The organism is Exiguobacterium sp. EF_C8 (assembly GCF_054956715.1).
In genome coordinates, this window is record NZ_CM143264.1 from 905904 (window position 1) to 925166 (window position 19263).

16 protein-coding genes and 2 tRNA genes are annotated in these 19263 nt (G+C 44.4%); 14 read left to right on the forward strand and 4 right to left on the reverse strand.

Going from position 1 to position 19263, the window contains the following annotated elements; translation table 11 throughout:
- The first annotated feature begins 50 nt into the window (after positions 1-50).
- Entirely contained in the window at positions 51-1481 is a 1431-nt protein-coding gene (locus tag ACY2IG_RS04680) for a bifunctional ADP-dependent NAD(P)H-hydrate dehydratase/NAD(P)H-hydrate epimerase (RefSeq protein WP_035409177.1), read from the forward strand.
- A gap of 151 nt (positions 1482-1632) precedes the next feature.
- The gene (locus tag ACY2IG_RS04685; protein WP_462618412.1) at positions 1633-3462 is read left to right on the forward strand and encodes a bifunctional diguanylate cyclase/phosphodiesterase; all 1830 of its coding nucleotides are present in this window, start codon (positions 1633-1635) and stop codon (positions 3460-3462) included.
- A gap of 3 nt (positions 3463-3465) precedes the next feature.
- On the opposite strand, the gene ACY2IG_RS04690 is transcribed toward ACY2IG_RS04685, so the two are convergent.
- From ACY2IG_RS04690 to ACY2IG_RS04705, 4 genes are all read right to left on the reverse strand, one after another.
- Positions 3466-4593, reverse strand: coding sequence for a GGDEF domain-containing protein (locus tag ACY2IG_RS04690; protein WP_462618413.1), 1128 nt, complete (start codon positions 4591-4593; stop codon positions 3466-3468).
- A 98-nt stretch (positions 4594-4691) separates the two neighbouring features.
- Positions 4692-5261 carry a 5' nucleotidase, NT5C type gene (locus ACY2IG_RS04695; RefSeq protein WP_231496878.1) on the reverse strand — a complete coding sequence of 190 codons (570 nt, stop codon included), beginning with the start codon at positions 5259-5261 and terminating at the stop codon, positions 4692-4694.
- Between the two features lie 99 nt (positions 5262-5360).
- The gene (gene ispG / locus ACY2IG_RS04700) at positions 5361-6470 is read right to left on the reverse strand and encodes a flavodoxin-dependent (E)-4-hydroxy-3-methylbut-2-enyl-diphosphate synthase (RefSeq protein ID WP_035409173.1); all 1110 of its coding nucleotides are present in this window, start codon (positions 6468-6470) and stop codon (positions 5361-5363) included.
- Between the two features lie 167 nt (positions 6471-6637).
- Entirely contained in the window at positions 6638-7123 is a 486-nt protein-coding gene (locus ACY2IG_RS04705) for a hypothetical protein (protein ID WP_056060164.1), read from the reverse strand.
- Between the two features lie 207 nt (positions 7124-7330).
- On the opposite strand from ACY2IG_RS04705, the gene ACY2IG_RS04710 reads away from it, so the two are divergent.
- From ACY2IG_RS04710 to ACY2IG_RS04765, 12 genes are all read left to right on the forward strand, one after another.
- Positions 7331-8974, forward strand: coding sequence for a Na/Pi cotransporter family protein (locus tag ACY2IG_RS04710; protein ID WP_035409170.1), 1644 nt, complete (start codon positions 7331-7333; stop codon positions 8972-8974).
- A gap of 126 nt (positions 8975-9100) precedes the next feature.
- Positions 9101-9174: transfer RNA gene (locus ACY2IG_RS04715), tRNA-Met, on the forward strand.
- Between the two features lie 11 nt (positions 9175-9185).
- A tRNA-Ile gene (locus ACY2IG_RS04720) sits at positions 9186-9259 on the forward strand.
- A gap of 115 nt (positions 9260-9374) precedes the next feature.
- Positions 9375-10835 (forward strand): alpha-amylase, encoded by a 1461-nt coding sequence (locus ACY2IG_RS04725; RefSeq protein ID WP_056060171.1) that lies wholly within the window; start codon positions 9375-9377, stop codon positions 10833-10835.
- Positions 10836-10928: 93 nt separating this feature from the next.
- Positions 10929-11537, forward strand: coding sequence for a superoxide dismutase (locus tag ACY2IG_RS04730; protein ID WP_035409166.1), 609 nt, complete (start codon positions 10929-10931; stop codon positions 11535-11537).
- 133 nt (positions 11538-11670) lie between these two features.
- Entirely contained in the window at positions 11671-13743 is a 2073-nt protein-coding gene (locus ACY2IG_RS04735; RefSeq protein WP_056060174.1) for a peptidoglycan D,D-transpeptidase FtsI family protein, read from the forward strand.
- Between the two features lie 226 nt (positions 13744-13969).
- Entirely contained in the window at positions 13970-14914 is a 945-nt protein-coding gene (locus ACY2IG_RS04740) for a PstS family phosphate ABC transporter substrate-binding protein (protein ID WP_035409162.1), read from the forward strand.
- 89 nt (positions 14915-15003) lie between these two features.
- On the forward strand, positions 15004-15945 hold the full coding sequence (gene pstC / locus ACY2IG_RS04745) for a phosphate ABC transporter permease subunit PstC (protein ID WP_035409160.1): 942 nt from the start codon (positions 15004-15006) through the stop codon (positions 15943-15945).
- 1 nt (position 15946) lies between these two features.
- Positions 15947-16855: a phosphate ABC transporter permease PstA gene (gene pstA / locus ACY2IG_RS04750; RefSeq protein ID WP_035409158.1), complete on the forward strand. Its 909-nt coding sequence runs from the start codon at positions 15947-15949 to the stop codon at positions 16853-16855.
- 95 nt (positions 16856-16950) lie between these two features.
- Positions 16951-17727 (forward strand): phosphate ABC transporter ATP-binding protein PstB, encoded by a 777-nt coding sequence (gene pstB, locus ACY2IG_RS04755; RefSeq protein WP_052019099.1) that lies wholly within the window; start codon positions 16951-16953, stop codon positions 17725-17727.
- Positions 17728-17745: 18 nt separating this feature from the next.
- The gene (phoU, locus tag ACY2IG_RS04760; RefSeq protein ID WP_035409154.1) at positions 17746-18408 is read left to right on the forward strand and encodes a phosphate signaling complex protein PhoU; all 663 of its coding nucleotides are present in this window, start codon (positions 17746-17748) and stop codon (positions 18406-18408) included.
- Between the two features lie 107 nt (positions 18409-18515).
- Positions 18516-19241 carry a DUF4912 domain-containing protein gene (locus ACY2IG_RS04765; RefSeq protein WP_290748879.1) on the forward strand — a complete coding sequence of 242 codons (726 nt, stop codon included), beginning with the start codon at positions 18516-18518 and terminating at the stop codon, positions 19239-19241.
- Positions 19242-19263: the final 22 nt, after the last annotated feature.

The following is a 19263-nucleotide window of genomic DNA, read 5'->3' on the forward strand; positions in this document are numbered from 1 at the left end:
ACGACTAGTCCTGATTAAAACGGGAATAGTCGAACAGAGGTGATGAGATGATGATTTATGATACACAGGAAGCACGACAAATTGATGAGTGGGCACGGACATCTGGGCTACCGCTCGAGGTGTTAATGGAGCGAGCCGGAAGTCAGATCGCAACACAGATTAAAACGCGCCATTCGAAGAGGGAACGAATACTAATTTTGTGTGGAACCGGCAATAATGGTGGGGATGGTTATGTCATTGGTCGCGAACTGATACGTGACGGATTCGATGTCACGCTATTCACTCCGTTTGGAAAGAGTCGTTCGGATATTGCAACGATTCATACTCATTATGCAGAAGCGTTCGGACTTGTAGCCGAAAAACCATGTGGTCGATATGATGTCATTTTGGATGCCTTATACGGTACTGGATTTGATCCAGGTCGGATTAATCCGGAATTCGAGGCGCAGTGTACATTCGTATCGGAACAAAAGCAGCAAGGAGCACGCATCTATGCAATAGATGTACCGAGCGGTGTGCCAACGGACCATACTATAGGATTCAAAGAGATAGCGATTCGAGCAGATGCGACATTTCAATTGCATGCGATGAAACGATCTACCTTTTTGATACGGACGGCACCGTTTTATGGAGAATCAGAAACGCTAGATATCGGATTACCGGCTTTTGGTGAATGGCGCGTCTCACCGAAGGATCTGGCTTCCTTGTTTAAGCGGGAACCATACGGTCACAAGGGGACATACGGAACGGCATTATTGATTGGAGGAAGTGACACGATGCCGGGATCCATTCAACTTGCGACACGGGCAGCCCTAAGAACGGGAGTCGGTAAACTACAAGTCGCGACGACGTCACTTGCGAAACAGGGGATCGTCGTCCAAGCACCGGAAGCGATGGTCGTGGACCAGACGTTACCGGCGATTCAGAACGTGCTATCTTCCATATCAGCAGTTGGAATCGGTCCTGGTTTATCGCAAGAAGTAGCCGAAACATGGGTGGATCATCTACTTGAGAGTGATTTACCGGTAGTATTAGATGCCGGAGCACTAATAAAAGAAAGTTACCCAGAACGAACCGCGCCGATCATCGTCACACCGCATATTGGCGAATTCGCTCGGATGACGAATCAGACTGTTGCAAGTATTCAAGATGATCTATTCGGTCAAGCAACTGAGTATGCCGTCTTGCATCAAGTAACTGTCGTGTTGAAATCCCATGTCATTTTAATCGCTAAACCAAATGGAGGTGGGTTTGTCATCTCTGGTGCATCGAGTGGTCTCGCAAAGGGAGGAAGCGGGGATACCTTGTTTGGAATTTTAACGAGTCTCCTTGCGCAACATCCATCAGGAGATGTCGAAAAAACGCTAGCGCTAGGAGCGGAGTGGTATGCGTGTGCTTCAAAACAAGTTGAACGACGATTACATCCAAGTAGTTTGTTAGCAACGGATGTCATCGAAGAGTTAGGACGATTTGGGTTATAGGACAATAAATGTTAGAGAAAAGTCTTCCACGACATGTATGAGGGAAGACTTTTCTTTTTAGGAAAGAATTGACACATTCGATACGATAGGAGTATCATCAAGCGATGTCGAAACCTATATACGAAAAAACTAATGGAAGGGAGGGAAATACATGGAGGACATTGTTCGGAAACAACAATGGTGGATCGGAAATTTTGCCCTTTTCATGATGCTTGTTGGCGCTTTAATCATTTATACGACGACGGAAGAGACGATAAAGAATGCATATTTAAGTCGTTCTGTCATTATTTCATTTTTAGTCCTCATGGGGATTTTTATTTTTTATATCAGTCGTCGTAAGATGGACGTGGTGTTGCAAACCCACTTATTGTCCTTGATGTTGCTCGTTGTTCCAATCACTTCGATTAGTTTTTTACCTTATGTGGCGGTCACCGTTTGGGCTAGCAGTTTTTTGTTTTTAATGATCGCTTTGATTTCGTATCAACGAATCATGATGTGGTACGCCATCATCATTGCCATCGCAACTAGTTTTTACGTCATGTGGAATGCCGATACCGTGACGGTGAAAATTGATCCGACTGATCATTATGGACGAATTGGCATGATTATAATTGGTGTTTCCATCGCCCTTGTCATCAATCACTTGCATATCCGTAATTTAAATCGTTTGAATGATTTGGCGATACAACTACACGATACGGCACGCTGTGACGAAGAAACAGGTGTTTTGAATCGTCAAGGATTGAACGAAGTCGATTTCCCAAGACCTGAAAAACAGCTCATTTTCGTCGGGATTCATTTAGAAAATTATTATGAGTTGGCACGGTATTTTGGAGAAGACATTCAGTCACAAGTGTTACGAGCATGTATTGAACGGCTCAAGCGAAAACTACCTCCTTATCAAGCGTTTGCTCGAATCGAAGCAGGAACGTTATTGATCGTCATGAAAAAGCCGGACAAGGTGGCATGTAAGGAAGCGATGGAAAAATTGAGTCAAGAAATTTCCATACCTTACGAAATCGAAGGGCATCATGTCTACGTCAACATATCCATCGTCATCGATAATGGAGAAGGGGCGACGGACAATCGGAAGCGTCGAGTACAGCAGTTATTGACTGCGCTACAGGAAGCCGCTCAACAAAATGAACGTGTGATGTGCATTGACCAAGCCTGGCGAAAGGATCAAGAATTGCGAGTCAAAGCAGCACAATCATTAGCACAGGCTAATATTGAAACGGACTTTTACCTCGTCTATCAATTGCAGTACGATGTTCGATCAGAACAATTCATTGGTCTTGAAGCATTGGTTCGCTGGAAGACCTCGTTGCAAGGAGCTAATCGACCATCCGTCTTCATCCCGATTGCTGAAAAAAGTGACTTGATGATTCGTCTAGGAGAATGGATTTTTGAGGAAGGGTGTAAGACGCGTAAAGCATTGATCGGTCTCGTTCCGGATGAATTTACCTTATCGGTTAACGTATCGCCACGACAATTGACGAGTGAGTCATTCATGCCATTCATTGAACGAACGCTACTCAAGTATGCACTAAAGCCGCAACAGATTAAGATCGAGATCACGGAAAGTCAGTCGCTTGATTTTGAGAGTCAATCGATTCATCGAGCGCTCAAGCGCATCAAAACACTCGATTTTCCAGTTTCTCTTGATGATTTCGGGACTGGTCATGCCTCGTATCACGTCCTCGAACGTTTATTACCGTTACGTCAATTAAAGATTCCAAAGCAATTCATTGAACAAATCGGAGCATCAGAGAAACGACAATCGATCCTTGAGTCGATTTTTCAATTGAGTCAGTCGATGCATGTCGAATGTATCGTCGAGGGGGTAGAGACGGGAGAAGAAGTACGCATTGCCAAAGAAATCGGGATTCATTTGTTCCAAGGCTACTTCTTCGCTAAACCGGTACCACTCGAAGAAATCATCTGTCTACTACAAAAAACGAATGAAGGAACGATTCATTAATCCCTAAAAAGCCACTTCAGTCCGAACCTTTCGGAGAGAAGTGGCTTTTTCATACAGTTGGTACAGTCGATATTGATTTCGACCTTGTGTTTTTGCTTCATACAAAGCAATATCTGCTTGCTTGAAGACCGTTTCAGCGGGTTGATGATGAGCGTAAGCAATTCCAGCAGATACCGTGATCGATACAGCGTGATCCTGCATGACAAATGGCGTTTGTTGAACGGCTGCCACGATTGTTTCTGCTAAATGAATAGGTTCGTAAAGGTCACAATCTGGAATGATGACGATGAACTCTTCACCGCCATATCGACCAACCGTGATAGGTGCGGGACAATGTTCATTCAATACAATCGAAAAATGGCGCAAGACGGCGTCGCCGTCGGCGTGACCATGCGTGTCATTCACACTCTTGAAGTGATCTAAGTCAAACAAGATGACGCCCCAAGAAGCTCTGTTTTTTTCAAGCGTCGTGACCTTTTCCAAAATGACATGTCGATTCGCAAGCCTTGTTAATTGATCGGTCGAAGCGAGATAGGATTGATAAGAGTAAAGAACAAAATGTTGTTGCAGGAGTAGTGACAAACGATAAAACAAAAAGGCTCCGCCAATCGTTAAGACGAAATAAGGAATATAAATCGTCCTCCAGGCATCTACAGGGGAATTACTCGTAATCAGTCGCCAAAGAACAAGTAGAGAGCCGACTGTCACGATGGCGGTAAAAAAATATCCTTGCCGTGTAATGAACCGACGACAAATAAATGACAGCATCAAAAAACCGAGTAGCGTCATGACAGAACTAAGTAAGGCATTTATAGAATCGCCATTATCGATTAAAAAACGATAAATCAAAAGCATTAATCCCGTCACTGTGATACTGATGTTACCACCGAATAAAGCGGATAAAGCGAGAGGTAACAAACGCAAATCAATCAGTGCGCCGTTTAAATCAATCGCATGATGCATAAGAAGAATACCGGTGATCCCATTAGCAAAACCAAAATACAGCCGAGTAGATATCATCGAGTCGGGTTGAATCGGTAAACGATCACGAAGCAGATAAAAGGCGAACGTAGAAACGAGAAAAATAATACAAATATTAATAAAAAAGATATTCACTGTAGCAAGCATCATGAAGCACTTCCTATTTTAAAATTTAAAACGAAAATCATTGTAAGATATCTCAGAGTTCAATAACATGAAAAACGGAAAAAACAGCCTAATCGGCTGTTTTAACGAATCGGTGCAAATTTTTGAATCTCTTGAACAGCCTCATTCCATGAAGCGACACGAATAACATTATTCGGTACGGCTTTACGGTTATAAGGTGCGTCGAACAAAATCACAGGGATGAATGTATCTTCTGCAATCTGCACAGCATTCTCTAATCGATCTTCCATAAACAAATCGAGTGATAAATCACGGACGACTTGTACTTTGTCGTGTGATCCCGTCATGATTAAGGAATCAAGAGGAAGTTCATGTTGTTTGATCCACTCTTCAGTTACAGGACGAACGAGTTCCGATCGTGCTGTCACGTAATGGAGATCATATTGCTTCCGCAAATTCCATAAGTGGTGGCGAACATGTTCTTGAGGGATGGACTCACGATAAATTCCTGACTCGTGACCGGAGTTCACCATGTAGTCCCAAAATTCGATTTGATTCATATCCGTATACGTATGCAATTCATATTCAGACGCCTGATTGAAGTCAATCGACGTTCCGAGATGTTTATTCATGTAAGTGAAGCAAGAGGATGGATGTGTGATCGTTCCATCGATGTCGATTCCAATTTTCATTTACAGTCACCCACGTTCTAAGAATTTTTCTTCACTTAGTATAACATAGTCGAAATCGAGATACGAAAAAAGACTCCTCATGAAAGAGGAGCCCCTATCTTATACGTGATTTGCTTTTTCGGCTTCTTTTTCAGCCTGTTTTTCGAGGACGATGGCATCGATCTCTTTTTTCAATTCTTCGACCATTGTTGCTTCTGGTACTTTACGAATGATTTCTCCGTGGCGGAACAACAATCCTTCGTTGCGAGCGCCGGCGATACCGATATCGGCTTCACGTGCTTCACCAGGACCGTTGACTGCACAACCAAGAACAGCAACTTTGATGTTCGCTTGGATATTTTCGATATAGTCTTCGATTTCTGCAGCGATCGACATCAAATCGATTTCGATCCGACCACATGTTGGACATGAGATCAATGTCGCGGCGTTGGCTGCGAGACCAAATGATTTCAAGACTTCTTTTGCGACTTTTACTTCTTCGACAGGGTCCGCTGAAAGAGATACACGAACCGTATTTCCGATTCCGCGTGAGAGGATCGCTCCAAGTCCTGCTGCTGATTTTAATGAACCAGAACGAAGTGGACCCGATTCCGTAATCCCTACGTGAAGTGGATAGTCAAACGATTCAGAAGCAAGTTGATATGCTTCAAGCGCCAACTGTACGTCTGATGCTTTCAATGAAACGATGATGTCATGGAAGTCGAGGTCTTCAAGGATCTTGATGTGGTGCAAGGCACTTTCGACCATACCACGTGCTGTTGGATAACCGTATTTTTCGAGAATGTGCTTTTCGAGTGAACCAGCGTTTACCCCAATACGGATTGGGATGTTTTTCGCTTTTGCTGCTGTCACGACGGCTTCGACTTTTTCGCGGCGACCGATATTACCTGGGTTGATCCGGATTTTATCGACGCCAGCTTCGATCGCCATGAGCGCGAGTTTATAGTTGAAGTGGATGTCTACGACAAGCGGGATGTTGATTCGGCTTTTGATTTCTGCAAGTGCGAGCGCATCACGTTCTTCTGGACAAGCGACGCGGACGATTTGGCAACCAGCTTCTTCAAGACGTAGGATTTCAGCGACTGTCGCTTCGACGTCGTGTGTTTTAGTTGTCGTCATACTTTGGATGATGACTTCATTATTTCCACCAATGACAAGGTCCCCTACACGAACGGGACGAGTCTTAGAGCGATGGACCATTTTCGGCATATCGAAAATCTCCTTTTGTGGCATACCGCCATATTGTTTATGTTTACCTTTTCTATCATATCGAACTATTCCCTAAAAATCGAGAAACAAGAACGAAAATCGAACATTTACAATTGTTTAATGAAAGTAAGGCATCCGTCAATCCGTCGGACGCCTGATTTTGATACTCATCGAGATTTACGTGACGCGCGAGGTTTCGGGGAACGGGCAATCCATAATGGCACCAACGTGTAAATGAAGTGCCCGAGGATGAGTAAAGCAACTCCTATTTGATGATGCCCCAATTGGTAAAGAAGCATGCCAAGGGGGAAGGTCCATAGATTCGTTGCAACCGTATAAGGGAACGTCTGACGATATGCCCATGGACGGGGGAGTAACAGACGAACGAATCCTTTCGTCAGATATGCCATTAAGAGCAAATACAGTAAGACCGCAATAGCGATGAAGATGAAGTGGAGAACGAACCAAATCACGATTGGAATATTTTTTTGTAAAAAGAAGGAATCGATGATCGTCGTCCATAGTGAAATCCAAGCCAATCCACAGAAATACAAAGAAACATCTGATAGACGAAGTCGTAAAAACGAGCGGTTTGGAATTAATGAAGTTTGTAAGTAATTAATGAGTTGACGTAAAAAAGACAAGAATATCACTCTTTCCATTGTTTTATAACAGATTTTTTGGTTTGTCTATTTGTTCATAAATAAAGGAATTATTGTAGTGGTACAGATTAATAAAACCTTAACAATTGGATGTCGGGAAAACTGTTTACAAGTTCATTAGACCTTTACATAATAGGGGGGTCGAAAAAATAAACTTTACAAACACATCAATCCACATCAAATAAAGGAGCTGGCAAGATGAACTATGATTTGCAGGAAATGATTTTTACCTTCATCGGTGGACTTGGGATTTTCCTTTTCGGTATTAAGTATATGGGAGATGGTCTCCAAAAAACAGCGGGAGACCGATTACGTTATATCCTCGATAAGTATACGACGAATCCACTATTAGGTATCTTAGCAGGTATCGTCGTCACGATATTGATTCAATCGTCATCCGGTACGACTGTCATCGTCGTCGGGCTCGTGAGTGCAGGTCTGATGAATTTACGACAAGCAATTGGTGTCGTCATGGGAGCGAACATCGGTACGACGATCACGGCCTTTATCATCGGGTTCAATGTTAAAGAAGCGGCACTTCCGGCAATCGCCATTGGTGCTTTCTTGATCTTCTTCTTCAATAAAGAACGTGTTCAGTATATCGGACAGATTTTCTTTGGTTTCGGTGCATTGTTTTACGGTCTCACATTGATGGGGGACGGGATGGCTCCGCTCGAATCAAGTGCCTGGTTCCGAGAGTTGACTGTCTCGATGTCGGATAACCCATTGCTTGGTGTATTCGTCGGAACTATCTTTACAGTTCTTGTTCAGTCGTCATCTGCGACGATTGGTATCTTACAGGAGTTGTATGCTGGTGACATGATCGATATCAAAGCGGCACTACCGGTCTTGTTCGGTGATAACATTGGAACAACGATTACGGCAGTACTTGCAGCACTTGGTGCGTCGATCGCAGCCAAACGGACAGCCGCCGCACACGTCATCTTCAATATCATCGGAACAATTTTGTTCTTGATCGCATTACCAGTGTTCTCAAGCTTCATCGCATGGATTACAGACGCGCTTGGTTTAGAACCGAAAATGCAAATTGCTTTTGCACACGGAACGTTCAATGTCGTCAACACATTGATTCAATGTTGGTTCATCGCACAAATCGCATGGCTCGTTCAAAAAATCGTACCAGGTACGGATACGACGATCGATTCAAAACCGCGTCATCTCGATCAAAACATCTTAAATCAATCTTCTGCGCTTGCCTTAAACCAAGCGAAACTTGAAGTTTTGCGTATGGGTGAATTCTCAAAAGACGCACTTGCAAAAGCACACCGTTACACGCAATCGCATGATAAAAAAGATGTTTCAGAATCCGAGCAGATTGAATATGCGATCAACTACCTGAATACAGAAGTGACGAGTTATCTTGTTAAAATAGCAGCACATGATTTATCAGAACGTGAATCAAACGATCATTCGTTATTGATGCACGCCGTCAATGACTTTGAGCGGATTGGTGATCATGTTGAGAATATCGTTGAATTAATCGACTTCCAGATCGTCAACCGGATTCAGTTCACCACATCTGCGAAGCGAGAGCTTGATGAGATGTATGTCCTGACACAAGAAATCGTCGCTTGTGCGATTCGCGCCGTCGAAGAAGACGATGTCACGCGGGCACGAAAAGTTCTTGAACTTGAAGGGAAACTTGATGCATTCGAACGTTCATTCCGTAAACAGCATGTACTTCGCGTGAATGCTGGTGAATGTACAGGACAAGCGGGAATGATCTTCGTCGACTTACTTTCAAACCTTGAACGAATCGGCGATCACGCTGTGAACATCACGGATCTCGTCCTTGAACAGCGGACAGCATTAATGAACTAAGCGTAGACTTATTTTAAAACAGCTGATTTCGAAAAAAATGAAATCAGCTGTTTATTTTTTTGAAATAGCATATTGACAAGTTTCGTCACATCTCGTAATCTAATAAGAGTAAGAAACATACATCATGGCGGTGTAGCTCAGCTGGCTAGAGCGTACGGTTCATACCCGTGAGGTCGTGGGTTCGACTCCCTCCGCCGCTACTATTACTTAAGGACCCTTAGCTCAGCTGGTTAGAGCTGACGGCTCATAACCGTCCGGTCGCAGGTTCGAGTCCTGCAGGGTCCATTTGGTTGAACGCTTCTCGTTGCAAACGGGAAGCGTTTATTTTTGTTCGCTCGGGGAATAGTAAAGGTATTGTAATAATATTCATACTATAGTAACTAAGGGAGAGCGAAGAGAGATGGAACGTAACCATACGATGATGCAGTTTTTCGAGTGGCATGTAGAGAATGATGGAAAGCACTGGCAACGTTTGAAAGAACGAGCGCCTGAATTGCGTGCTGCTGGCATCACGTCCGTGTGGATTCCACCAGCATCGAAAGGTCAGTCGGATGAAGATACAGGATACGGCATCTATGATGTCTATGACTTAGGCGAGTTCGATCAAAAAGGAACGGTCCGGACGAAATATGGCACAAAGGATGAACTGGTCGAAGCAATCGAAGTTGCCCATGAGAACGATATCGCTGTTTATGCGGATGTTGTCATGAACCATAAAGCTGCAGCAGACGAACTCGAAACGATTAAAGTAGTGGAAGTCAATCCAGAAGACCGATCGAAAGAAATTTCAGAAGAGTTTGAAATCGATGCGTGGACGAAGTTTACTTTCCCAGGTCGTAATGGAAAGTATTCGGATTTCGTCTGGACACACGAATTCTTCAATGGAACGGATTTTGACGCGCGCGAAGAAAAAACAGGGATCTTTAAGATTTCCGGAAATAATAAAGATTGGAACAACCAAGTAGATGATGAGTTCGGCAATTATGATTACCTCATGTTTGCAAACATCGACTACAATCATCCGACGGTACGGGAAGAAATGATCCGTTGGGGACACTGGTTCAAGGACACGATCGATTGCCAAGGCTTCCGTCTTGATGCAATCAAGCATATCAACTATGAATTTGTCCGTGAATTCGCGAAATCGATGATGGAAAGCAGCGAAGGCGATTTTTACATGGTCGGCGAGTTTTGGAAGTCAGATCTCGACGATTGCCGTCATTTCCTAGACAGTGTCGACTACACGATTGATTTGTTTGATGTTCCGCTTCATTATAAATTCCATGAAGCTTCCAAGCAGGGAGAAAAATTTGATTTAACGACATTGTTTGCGGATACGCTCGTCGAGTCGCATCCGACGAATGCCGTGACGTTCGTCGACAATCACGATTCACAGCCTGGCGAGTCGCTAGAATCATGGGTGGATGACTGGTTCAAGCAACATGCCTATGCATCGATCTTGTTACGTAAGGACGGATATCCATGTGTCTTTTACGGGGATTACTATGGCGTCCAAGGACCGACCCCTGTCGAAGGAAAAAAAGAGATGATCAATGCCCTGCTCTATACGCGCTATCATAAAGCATACGGAGAACAACAGGATTATCTTGATGACCCGCACTGTGTAGGCTGGGTTCGTCTTGGTGTCGATGAAATCGAGAACTCAGGTTGTGCCGTGTTGCTTTCGAACGCCGACATGTGCGAGAAACGCATGTTCGTCGGTGAAGAGCGTGCGGGTCAAGAATGGTTCGACTATACAAACCATCAAGATCATCCAGTCGTGATTGACGAAGAAGGATTTGGTGTCTTCCCGGTTCCGGGCGGAGGCGTCTCTGTTTTTGCTCCGCGAGAAGTCGAGTAAATCCGAGGGTCTTGACTTGCGTCAACACAGGTACTTTTGCTAGTCTTAAAGGGTATTGAAGTTTTCGAAAATAGCACAAAGGGGGACATGAACATGTCAAAATTTGAATTACCAGAACTCGGCTACGCTTATGATGCGCTTGAGCCACATATCGATGCTCGTACGATGGAGATTCACCACACGAAACACCACAACACGTATGTCACGAACGTGAATACGGCGCTTGAGGGTACAGAACATGAAGGAAAGTCACTTGAAGAACTTCTTCAAAACTTGGATGCTCTCCCAGCAAACATTCAAACTGCAGTCCGTAACAACGGTGGCGGTCACTGGAACCACTCATTCTTCTGGAAATTGTTGAAGAAGAACGATGGCGCTGCTCCAACAGGGGAACTTGCAACAGCAATCGACGAAGCATTCGGATCATTTGATGCATTCAAAGATGCGTTCGCAAAAGCAGCAACAACTCGTTTCGGTTCTGGCTGGGCTTGGTTGATCGTTGACGGTGGGAAATTGGCAGTCGTTTCGACTCCAAACCAAGATACACCAGTCATGGAAGGCAAAACGCCAATCCTTGGTCTTGATGTTTGGGAACATGCATACTATCTCAACTATCAAAACCGTCGTCCGGATTACATCAATGCATTCTTCAACGTCGTTGATTGGGACCACGTAGCGAAGCTTTACGCTGACGCGAAGTAATGGAAAGAAGCGTATCGTTCAATTGTGAACGATACGCTTTTTTTAATGCGGAAAATCATGGGATAGGTTGTTATGGAAAGTTTCCTTCTATATAATGAAACAAGATGACTTTTGAACGATAGGGGAGTACGCCATGGCTAAACGAATCACCGTACGAGGAAGACGGCGTAATCATCTGCCGCTTCGTCTGAATTTAATGTTCTTCGTCGTTTTTTTATTGTTTGCGATTTTGATTTTCCGTCTAGGAGTCGTTCAAATCGTCAATGGTGAAAAAATTTCGCGGGAAGTCCAAAAAACGGAGATGACTGCATCAAAGTATGAAGTACCACGCGGTAAGATTTATGACCGGGATGGTCGTCTACTTGTCGATACAATTTCTAAATACTCCATTGTATATCGTCGCGCACAATCGACGAAAGTAGATGAACGTATTGAAATCGCGCAGCGTCTCGCAGCAATCATTGATCTGCCTAAAAAAGACTGGAAAGTCACGGAACGTGACATCAAGGATTTTTGGGTCGCGACGAACACGGAAGAGTCGGATCGTCGTTACCAAGCAGCAGTGAAAAAGAAGTATCCTTCAACGGAAGCACAAAGTAAGCTTTCGATTGCGGAACAAGATCAAATCCGCCTGGATGCGATCACGAAAAAAGATATTGATTACGATGATAAGACGATGGAAGTCATTGCGATCAAACATAACATGGAAGTCGGTTATGCGCTTGATCCACAACTCGTCAAGCTCGGTGCGTCTGCAAAAGAGATGGCAATCATCGATGAAAATTTAGAAGATTTGAAAGGTGTATCGGTTGAACCGTTTTACGAACGCTCTTATCCGTATGAAGGAACACTTCGAAACATCTTCGGAAAGTACTCGAAGATTCCGGCAGAACAACAAGCGGAGTTCAAAGCAAAAGGATATAGTTTGAATGATCGTGTCGGGACTTCGTTCCTTGAGCAACAGTACGAAGATCTTCTGCGCGGGAAACCGGCATACGATGTGTACGAAACGTTTAATGGAGAACCGGTCGGTGATCCAAAACGTGAAGAAGGCGAGTCCGGGAAGGACCTCGTTCTAACCGTTGATGCGGAATACAATAAAAAAGTAGATCAAATCATGCAACAAGCGATCAAAATGGGTCGTGGCATGGGTAGTCGTTATTTAAAAGAAGGATATGCCGTCGTCATGAATCCACAAACTGGTGAGATTTTAGCGATGTCAGGTCAAAAGCTTGATCCTTCGACTGGGAAGTTCACGGATGTAGCGATTAATAATGTCTTGACGTCTCTTCAAATCGGTTCAACGATCAAGGGTGCGACAGTTGCGATGGGACTACAGGAAGGTGTCATTCGTCAAAACGAAGTCATCAACGATGCGCCGATCACAATCGGAGGTACAAAAAAAGGATCATATGTTAACATGGGACCGATTACGGATTTAACGGCGCTTGAGCGCTCGTCGAACGTCTATATGTTTAACATTGCGATGCGGATGGCGAAATATCCGAGCAATGGGATTGCTGGTGCGAGCGTGGATGGAGCAGCTGCCATCATGCAGAATTACTATAGTCAGTTCGGTCTTGGGGTGACGACAGGTGTTGATTTGCCTTACGAAGCAAAAGGTGTTCAAGGGACGCCAGACCGTGTCACGTTGTTGATGGACCGAGTCATTGGTCAGTACGATGCCTTTACGCCGCTTCAAGTCGCGCAGTACATTTCAACACTTGCGAACGGTGGTTATCGAGTTCAGCCTCACTTCTTAAAAGAAGTATTGGCGTCGAACTCGATTGAAAAGGGTACGAAAAAAGTCGATTACAGCTTTAAAACGAATTATCTGAACCGGATTGAAGTCAGTCAAGATAATATTGATCATGTCCGGGAAGGGTTGCACCGTGTTGTAAAAGGTGAGCGTGGTACAGCCAAAGTTATCGCACAAACTGGAATCGATGCTGCAGCAAAAACAGGTACTGCACAGGTCAGCGTCTATGGGGATGACGGAATCGCCTTACGTGACGGAAGCGGGCAACCGGTTCGTTCATTGAACTCGAATCTTGTCGGTTGGGCACCGTATGACAATCCAGAGATGGCGTGGGCCGTGTTCCTTCCTTATATGGAACAAGAGACTGTCAACTCGAAAATCGGTCATGATCTTGTCAAAGCGTACTTCAACGTAAAGGACGTACCGTGGCAGACTAAGCCAAATTAACTAGAAACTAAGCGAGGGTGAGCAATCACTCTCGTTTTTTTTGTTTGTATTGACCTTTTTTTGTAATGGATTTCGAATTGTAAACACTAAAAAACACGCCTTTACAATTCTTTTACGTTGGATTCATTTCGTTTTAATAGTTCATCCGTAGTATAAGTCTTGTAAGGAAAACGGATAAAAAGTCGTAGCATCGTCAGCGACATACTTTCGAGGAGGAAAATTAATCATGTCTTGGATGAAAAAAACAGCACTCATTACAACGGTAGCATCAATCGCAGTAGTGGGGGCAGCATGTGGTAACGATAAAGGCGGTTCTGCTAGTTCATCTGATTTAAAAGGGAAAATCGCAATCGACGGTTCTTCTACAGTCTTCCCGATCATGGAAGCTGTCGGTGAAGAATATTCAACGGAACAACCTGACGTAAATGTCACAGTCGGTGTCTCTGGTACGGGTGGCGGATTCAAACGCTTCGTCGTCGGTGAAACGGATCTTTCGAACGCATCGCGTGAAATTAAAGAAGAAGAAGCAGCTGAAGCGAAAAAGAACAACATCGAATATACAAAACTTTCACTTGCATATGATGGTCTAACTGTTGCAGTCAGCAAAGATAATACATGGGTAAAAGAACTCTCGCTTGATCAACTCGAAAAGATTTGGCTCGACCCAAACGTTAAGACTTGGAAAGATGTTGATTCTTCTTACCCGGCTGAACCACTGAAGTTCTTCAGCCCAGGGAAAGATTCAGGAACATTCGACTTCTTCTCTGAAAAAGTACTTGAGAAGAAAGACATGCGTAAAGACGTTCAACTGTCTGAGGACGATAACGTACTCGTCAAAGGGGTTGAAGGAACGAAAGGTGCGATTGGTTACTTCGGTTATGCCTACTACGCTGAAAATAAAGATAAGTTAAAAGAAGTACCACTTTCAGCTGAAGGAAAAGATGCTGTCGATCCAACACCAGAAACAATCAAGGATTTATCTTACCCGCTGTCACGTGAAATCTACACGTACGTCAACAACAAATCATTGAACGATAAAAAACAGGTGGCAGACTTCGTGAAATTCACGAACGAAAACGCTGGAGATTTAGCTGAAGAAGTCGGTTATATCAAAATGCCACAAGATCGTTACGATGAAAACACAAAAGCAATCGAAGATGCAATGAAATAATCATCGAGTCATGAGGATGGCCCAACCGGGGAAGTCTGTACCGGTTGGGTCCCGTTCTCATGTCAAGAAGGAGTAGGGAGCGAAGAAGGATGAATTCAACACCCAATAAATCGGTTCGCGAGCTGATTCAACAGAACCGACAGCAAAAATTCAGTGTGAAAAACGTCATGGAACGCATCATGCCGATCGTTTTATTTCTGTGTGCGTTCGTCTCGGTCGTTACGACCATCGGCATCATTCTCACGTTAGTCATTGAAACCGAGCATTTCTTTGAAGTCGTTCCGTTCAAGGAATTTTTCGGCAGTACGAGTTGGTATCCACTGAACTCTCAACCAGAGTATGGGATTTGGCCGCTTGTCGTCGGTACACTTGAGATTACCGTGATTGCGATGCTAGTTGCCGTGCCGATCGGCCTCACGTCTGCGATTTATTTAAGTGAGTATGCGTCAGACCGTGCACGCCGTATCTTAAAACCAATTTTAGAAGTCTTAGCTGGTGTTCCGACGATCGTTTTCGGATTCTTCGCGTTGACGTTCGTCACACCACTACTCGTTAAATTAATTCCAGGCATTCAAATCTACAATGCTCTCAGTCCGGGGATCGTCGTCGGTATCATGATCATTCCAATGATCGCCTCGATTTCTGAGGATGCGATGAGCTCTGTTCCTAAAAAAATTCGTGACGGTGCGCTTGCTCTTGGTTCGACACGTCTTGAAGTCGCATTAAAAGTCGTTGTTCCCGCTGCCTTGTCCGGAATCATTGCTTCAATCGTACTCGGAATGTCTCGGGCAATTGGTGAGACGATGATCGTGACGATCGCTGGTGGTTCGAATCCGACAGCTGCTGTTAATCCACTCGAGCCGGTCCAGACGATGACTGCGTATATCGTTCAGGTCGCTTTAGGCGATGCTGGATTTGGAACAGTTGAATATTACAGTATCTATGCGGTTGGTACGCTCTTGTTCGTCTTTACGTTATTGATGAACTTACTCGCGAACTGGATCACACGCCGCTTCAGAGAGGAGTATTAAGATGGCCTTACCAGAAAAGCAACCTGTCACAAAAAAATTCATCGACCCGGTCGCAGTTAAGAAATCCATTAGCCAACGCCTCGTCGTCAACAATGTAACGAAAGTCATTTTCCTCGTCGGTCTGTTTTTCGGTCTCGTCGTCTTAGGTATTCTCCTATTCGGCGTCATCCGTGACGGTGCTTCGTGGTTATCACTTGAATTTCTACAAAACGCACCATCTCGTCGTGCGGAACGTGCCGGAATCTATCCAGCGTTAATGGGATCGATCTTCTTGATGCTCCTGATCATCCCGATGATTTTCATCATTGGTGTTGGAGCAGCAATTTATTTAGAAGAATATGCAAAAAAGAGTCGGATGACATCGTTCATCGAGGTCAATATCTCGAACCTCGCAGGTGTTCCGTCGATCGTCTTTGGATTACTCGGATTAACGTTCTTCGTACGTAATATGGGCTTCGGTTCGACGTTGATTGCTGGAGCTTTAACACTCGCATTGATGAGTCTTCCGGTCGTCATCGTTTCTTCTCAAGAAGCAATTCGCGCCGTGCCACAAGCGATGCGCCATGCATCACTCGCACTCGGTGCATCGAAATGGCAAACGACGTTCAAAGTCGTTCTTCCGGCATCACTTCCGGGAGTCATTACAGGAATCATCTTAGCTGTATCCCGAGCGATCGGTGAGACAGCACCGTTGATCATGGTCGGAGCTGCCATTTTCATCGCCCGTGCGCCAGAAGGGATCTTTTCAGAGTTCACGGCATTACCGATTCAAATCTATAACTGGACAAGTCGTCCACAAGCGGACTTCCAAGGTCTTGCAGCAGCAGGAATCATCATCTTGATGGTCATTCTCTTGACGATGAACTCGCTTGCGATCTGGATCCGGAACCGATTTTCTAAACGCTATTAATCGAACGAGATAGAAGGGATTTCTTTTAAGGAGGAAGACAGATGATGGATACGAAGCTGAATACGAAATCAGTCGTCACAGAAGGGGCAGAGCGTATGAACCAACCAGTAGTAGCACGCGAGAGCGTCTATAACGTTAAAAATTTAAATTTATGGTACGGTGACGATCACGCGCTTAAAGATGTCAATCTTGATATCAAAAAAAATGAAGTTACGGCAATTATTGGACCGTCAGGATGCGGTAAATCGACATTCATCAAAACATTGAACCGGATGGTCGAACTCGTTCCGATCGTGCGGACGAATGGTGTCATTGAGTATCACGGACGTAATATCTTTGAAAAAGAGTATGGTGTTGAAGAATTACGGACGTCTGTCGGAATGGTCTTTCAGCAACCGAATCCATTCCCAAAATCAATTTACGATAACATCGCATATGGTCCACGTGTCCATGGCGTTAAAAACAAAAAAATCCTTGATGAGATCGTGGAACGTAGTTTACGCCGAGCAGCGATTTGGGATGAAGTCAAAGATCGCTTAAATGAAAATGCCTATGGTCTTTCGGGTGGTCAACAACAACGTCTCTGTATCGCGCGTTGCCTCGCGATCGAGCCGGATGTCATTTTGATGGATGAGCCGACATCGGCACTGGACCCGATTTCTACATTAAAAGTAGAAGAACTCGTCCAAGAGTTGAAATCGGACTACTCAATTATCATCGTCACGCACAACATGCAGCAAGCTGCACGTGTATCTGACAAAACAGCATTCTTCTTGAATGGTGAAGTCGTCGAGTTCGATCAAACAGACCGGATCTTTGGAAATCCGACCGACAAACGGACGGAAGATTACATTTCAGGACGATTCGGATAAGAAGGGGAGACGAGACGAATGGCAGCGAACCGTACAATTTTTGGAGAAAACCTTGCAATACTCGATCAAAAAGTCTTTTTACTAGCACGAAAAACGATGCAACAAATCGCAACGACAGCAGAGGCGCTCGAAAAATATGATCAAGATATCGCACGTGGTGTCATTGCGAACGACAATGAACTCGATGATCTTGAACTCGAAATCAACGATGATGCGATCCTCTTAATCGCGAAGCAACAACCAGTTGCGACGGATTTACGACGGATCATCACGGCGATGAAGATTTCATCGGATCTCGAGCGGATTGCGGATTATGCAGGAAATATTTCAAAAGCAGTCCTTCGTGTCGAAACATTTCCATACGTCATCGATATCTCCTTGTTGAAGGAAGCGTTTGAGACATTACTCGATATGACGGAAACCGCAATCGTTGCATATCGTGATGGAGATGTCGAAAAAGCAAAAGCACTGTCTGATCTCGACAATGTCATCGATGAGACGACATACAAGGCGCTCCGTCAGTATATGCGTCATATGTCCTTGCAACCGATCGTTGTCGATGAAGTCATGCAATTCACGAACATTTGCCGATATATCGAGCGAATGGGTGACCACTTGACGAACGTCGGGGAACATCTGATCTATCTCGAAAAAGGAAAACATTATGATTTAAATGGGTGAACTAAGTAGGCAGGAGGAATTTCCTCTGCCTACTTTTTTTGTAAAGGGATTCGAAACACGTTTGTAGAATAGGAAAGAAGTGAATAATGACAGAGAGGTGATTGGGAATGCTTGAGCAAATCATTAAAATGAAAGAACAAGGGCTGACAACAAAACAAATCGCAGCTCAATTGGATACGACTGAAGGAAAAATTAAATATGCTTGGACCAAATATCGTAAATCATTGACAGATCAACCAACTGTAGAAGCACCGAAAGTAAAATCAAAAACTGTCAAACAGACTAAAAAATCGACTGCACCGGTATTAGATGTCGTACCGTCTGTGCAAGTGATGCCATCACTCGAACGTGATGCGTTTGGAATGGCGACGCATTATGAAGATGATATTCTCCATGCGATCGTTCAGTCACCGACTGCGTTATATGTCTACTGGGAATTGTCTGAACTGTCGAAACAGTTGTTAGAAACGCATTATCACACGACATTTGATTCGTTCCGTAAAGAGTTACGCATCATTGACGTCACACTCGTCGATTACGAACAAGGACAAGCGAATCGTACGTATCAGTTCGAACTGCCTGAGATGACGAATGCTTGGTTCGTTCGACCAGTTGCCCCGAATACTACATACATCATTGAATGGGGCATTCAAACGATTGATGGAGATTTCGTTCCAGTACTACGTTCGAAACCAGTCGAGACACCACGTGACGAACCAGTCACAGACGGACGCTTCGCCGAAGTCGTGCATCATTGGCAATACGGTGAGGTCGAACAGCCGGAATGGGTCGAGGTATTACGCCCGTATTCTTATTTCGATCGCGTCCGATAATGGAATTAGAGAGAGGAAAGGA

Excerpts from the sequence above, each read along its gene's own strand:
- ACY2IG_RS04740 (WP_035409162.1), top strand. The coding sequence starts at position 13,970 with ATGTCTTGGATGAAAAAAACAGCACTCATTACAACGGTAGCATCAATC.
- ACY2IG_RS04725 (WP_056060171.1), top strand. The coding sequence starts at position 9,375 with ATGGAACGTAACCATACGATGATGCAGTTTTTCGAGTGGCATGTAGAG.
- ACY2IG_RS04735 (WP_056060174.1), top strand. The coding sequence starts at position 11,671 with ATGGCTAAACGAATCACCGTACGAGGAAGACGGCGTAATCATCTGCCG.
- pstC (WP_035409160.1), top strand. The coding sequence starts at position 15,004 with ATGAATTCAACACCCAATAAATCGGTTCGCGAGCTGATTCAACAGAAC.
- pstA (WP_035409158.1), top strand. The coding sequence starts at position 15,947 with ATGGCCTTACCAGAAAAGCAACCTGTCACAAAAAAATTCATCGACCCG.
- ACY2IG_RS04765 (WP_290748879.1), top strand. The coding sequence starts at position 18,516 with ATGCTTGAGCAAATCATTAAAATGAAAGAACAAGGGCTGACAACAAAA.
- ACY2IG_RS04685 (WP_462618412.1), top strand. The coding sequence starts at position 1,633 with ATGGAGGACATTGTTCGGAAACAACAATGGTGGATCGGAAATTTTGCC.
- phoU (WP_035409154.1), top strand. The coding sequence starts at position 17,746 with ATGGCAGCGAACCGTACAATTTTTGGAGAAAACCTTGCAATACTCGAT.
- ACY2IG_RS04695 (WP_231496878.1), bottom strand. The coding sequence starts at position 5,261 with ATGAAAATTGGAATCGACATCGATGGAACGATCACACATCCATCCTCT.
- ACY2IG_RS04680 (WP_035409177.1), top strand. The coding sequence starts at position 51 with ATGATTTATGATACACAGGAAGCACGACAAATTGATGAGTGGGCACGG.
- ispG (WP_035409173.1), bottom strand. The coding sequence starts at position 6,470 with ATGCCGAAAATGGTCCATCGCTCTAAGACTCGTCCCGTTCGTGTAGGG.
- pstB (WP_052019099.1), top strand. The coding sequence starts at position 16,951 with ATGAACCAACCAGTAGTAGCACGCGAGAGCGTCTATAACGTTAAAAAT.
- ACY2IG_RS04730 (WP_035409166.1), top strand. The coding sequence starts at position 10,929 with ATGTCAAAATTTGAATTACCAGAACTCGGCTACGCTTATGATGCGCTT.
- ACY2IG_RS04710 (WP_035409170.1), top strand. The coding sequence starts at position 7,331 with ATGAACTATGATTTGCAGGAAATGATTTTTACCTTCATCGGTGGACTT.
- ACY2IG_RS04690 (WP_462618413.1), bottom strand. The coding sequence starts at position 4,593 with ATGATGCTTGCTACAGTGAATATCTTTTTTATTAATATTTGTATTATT.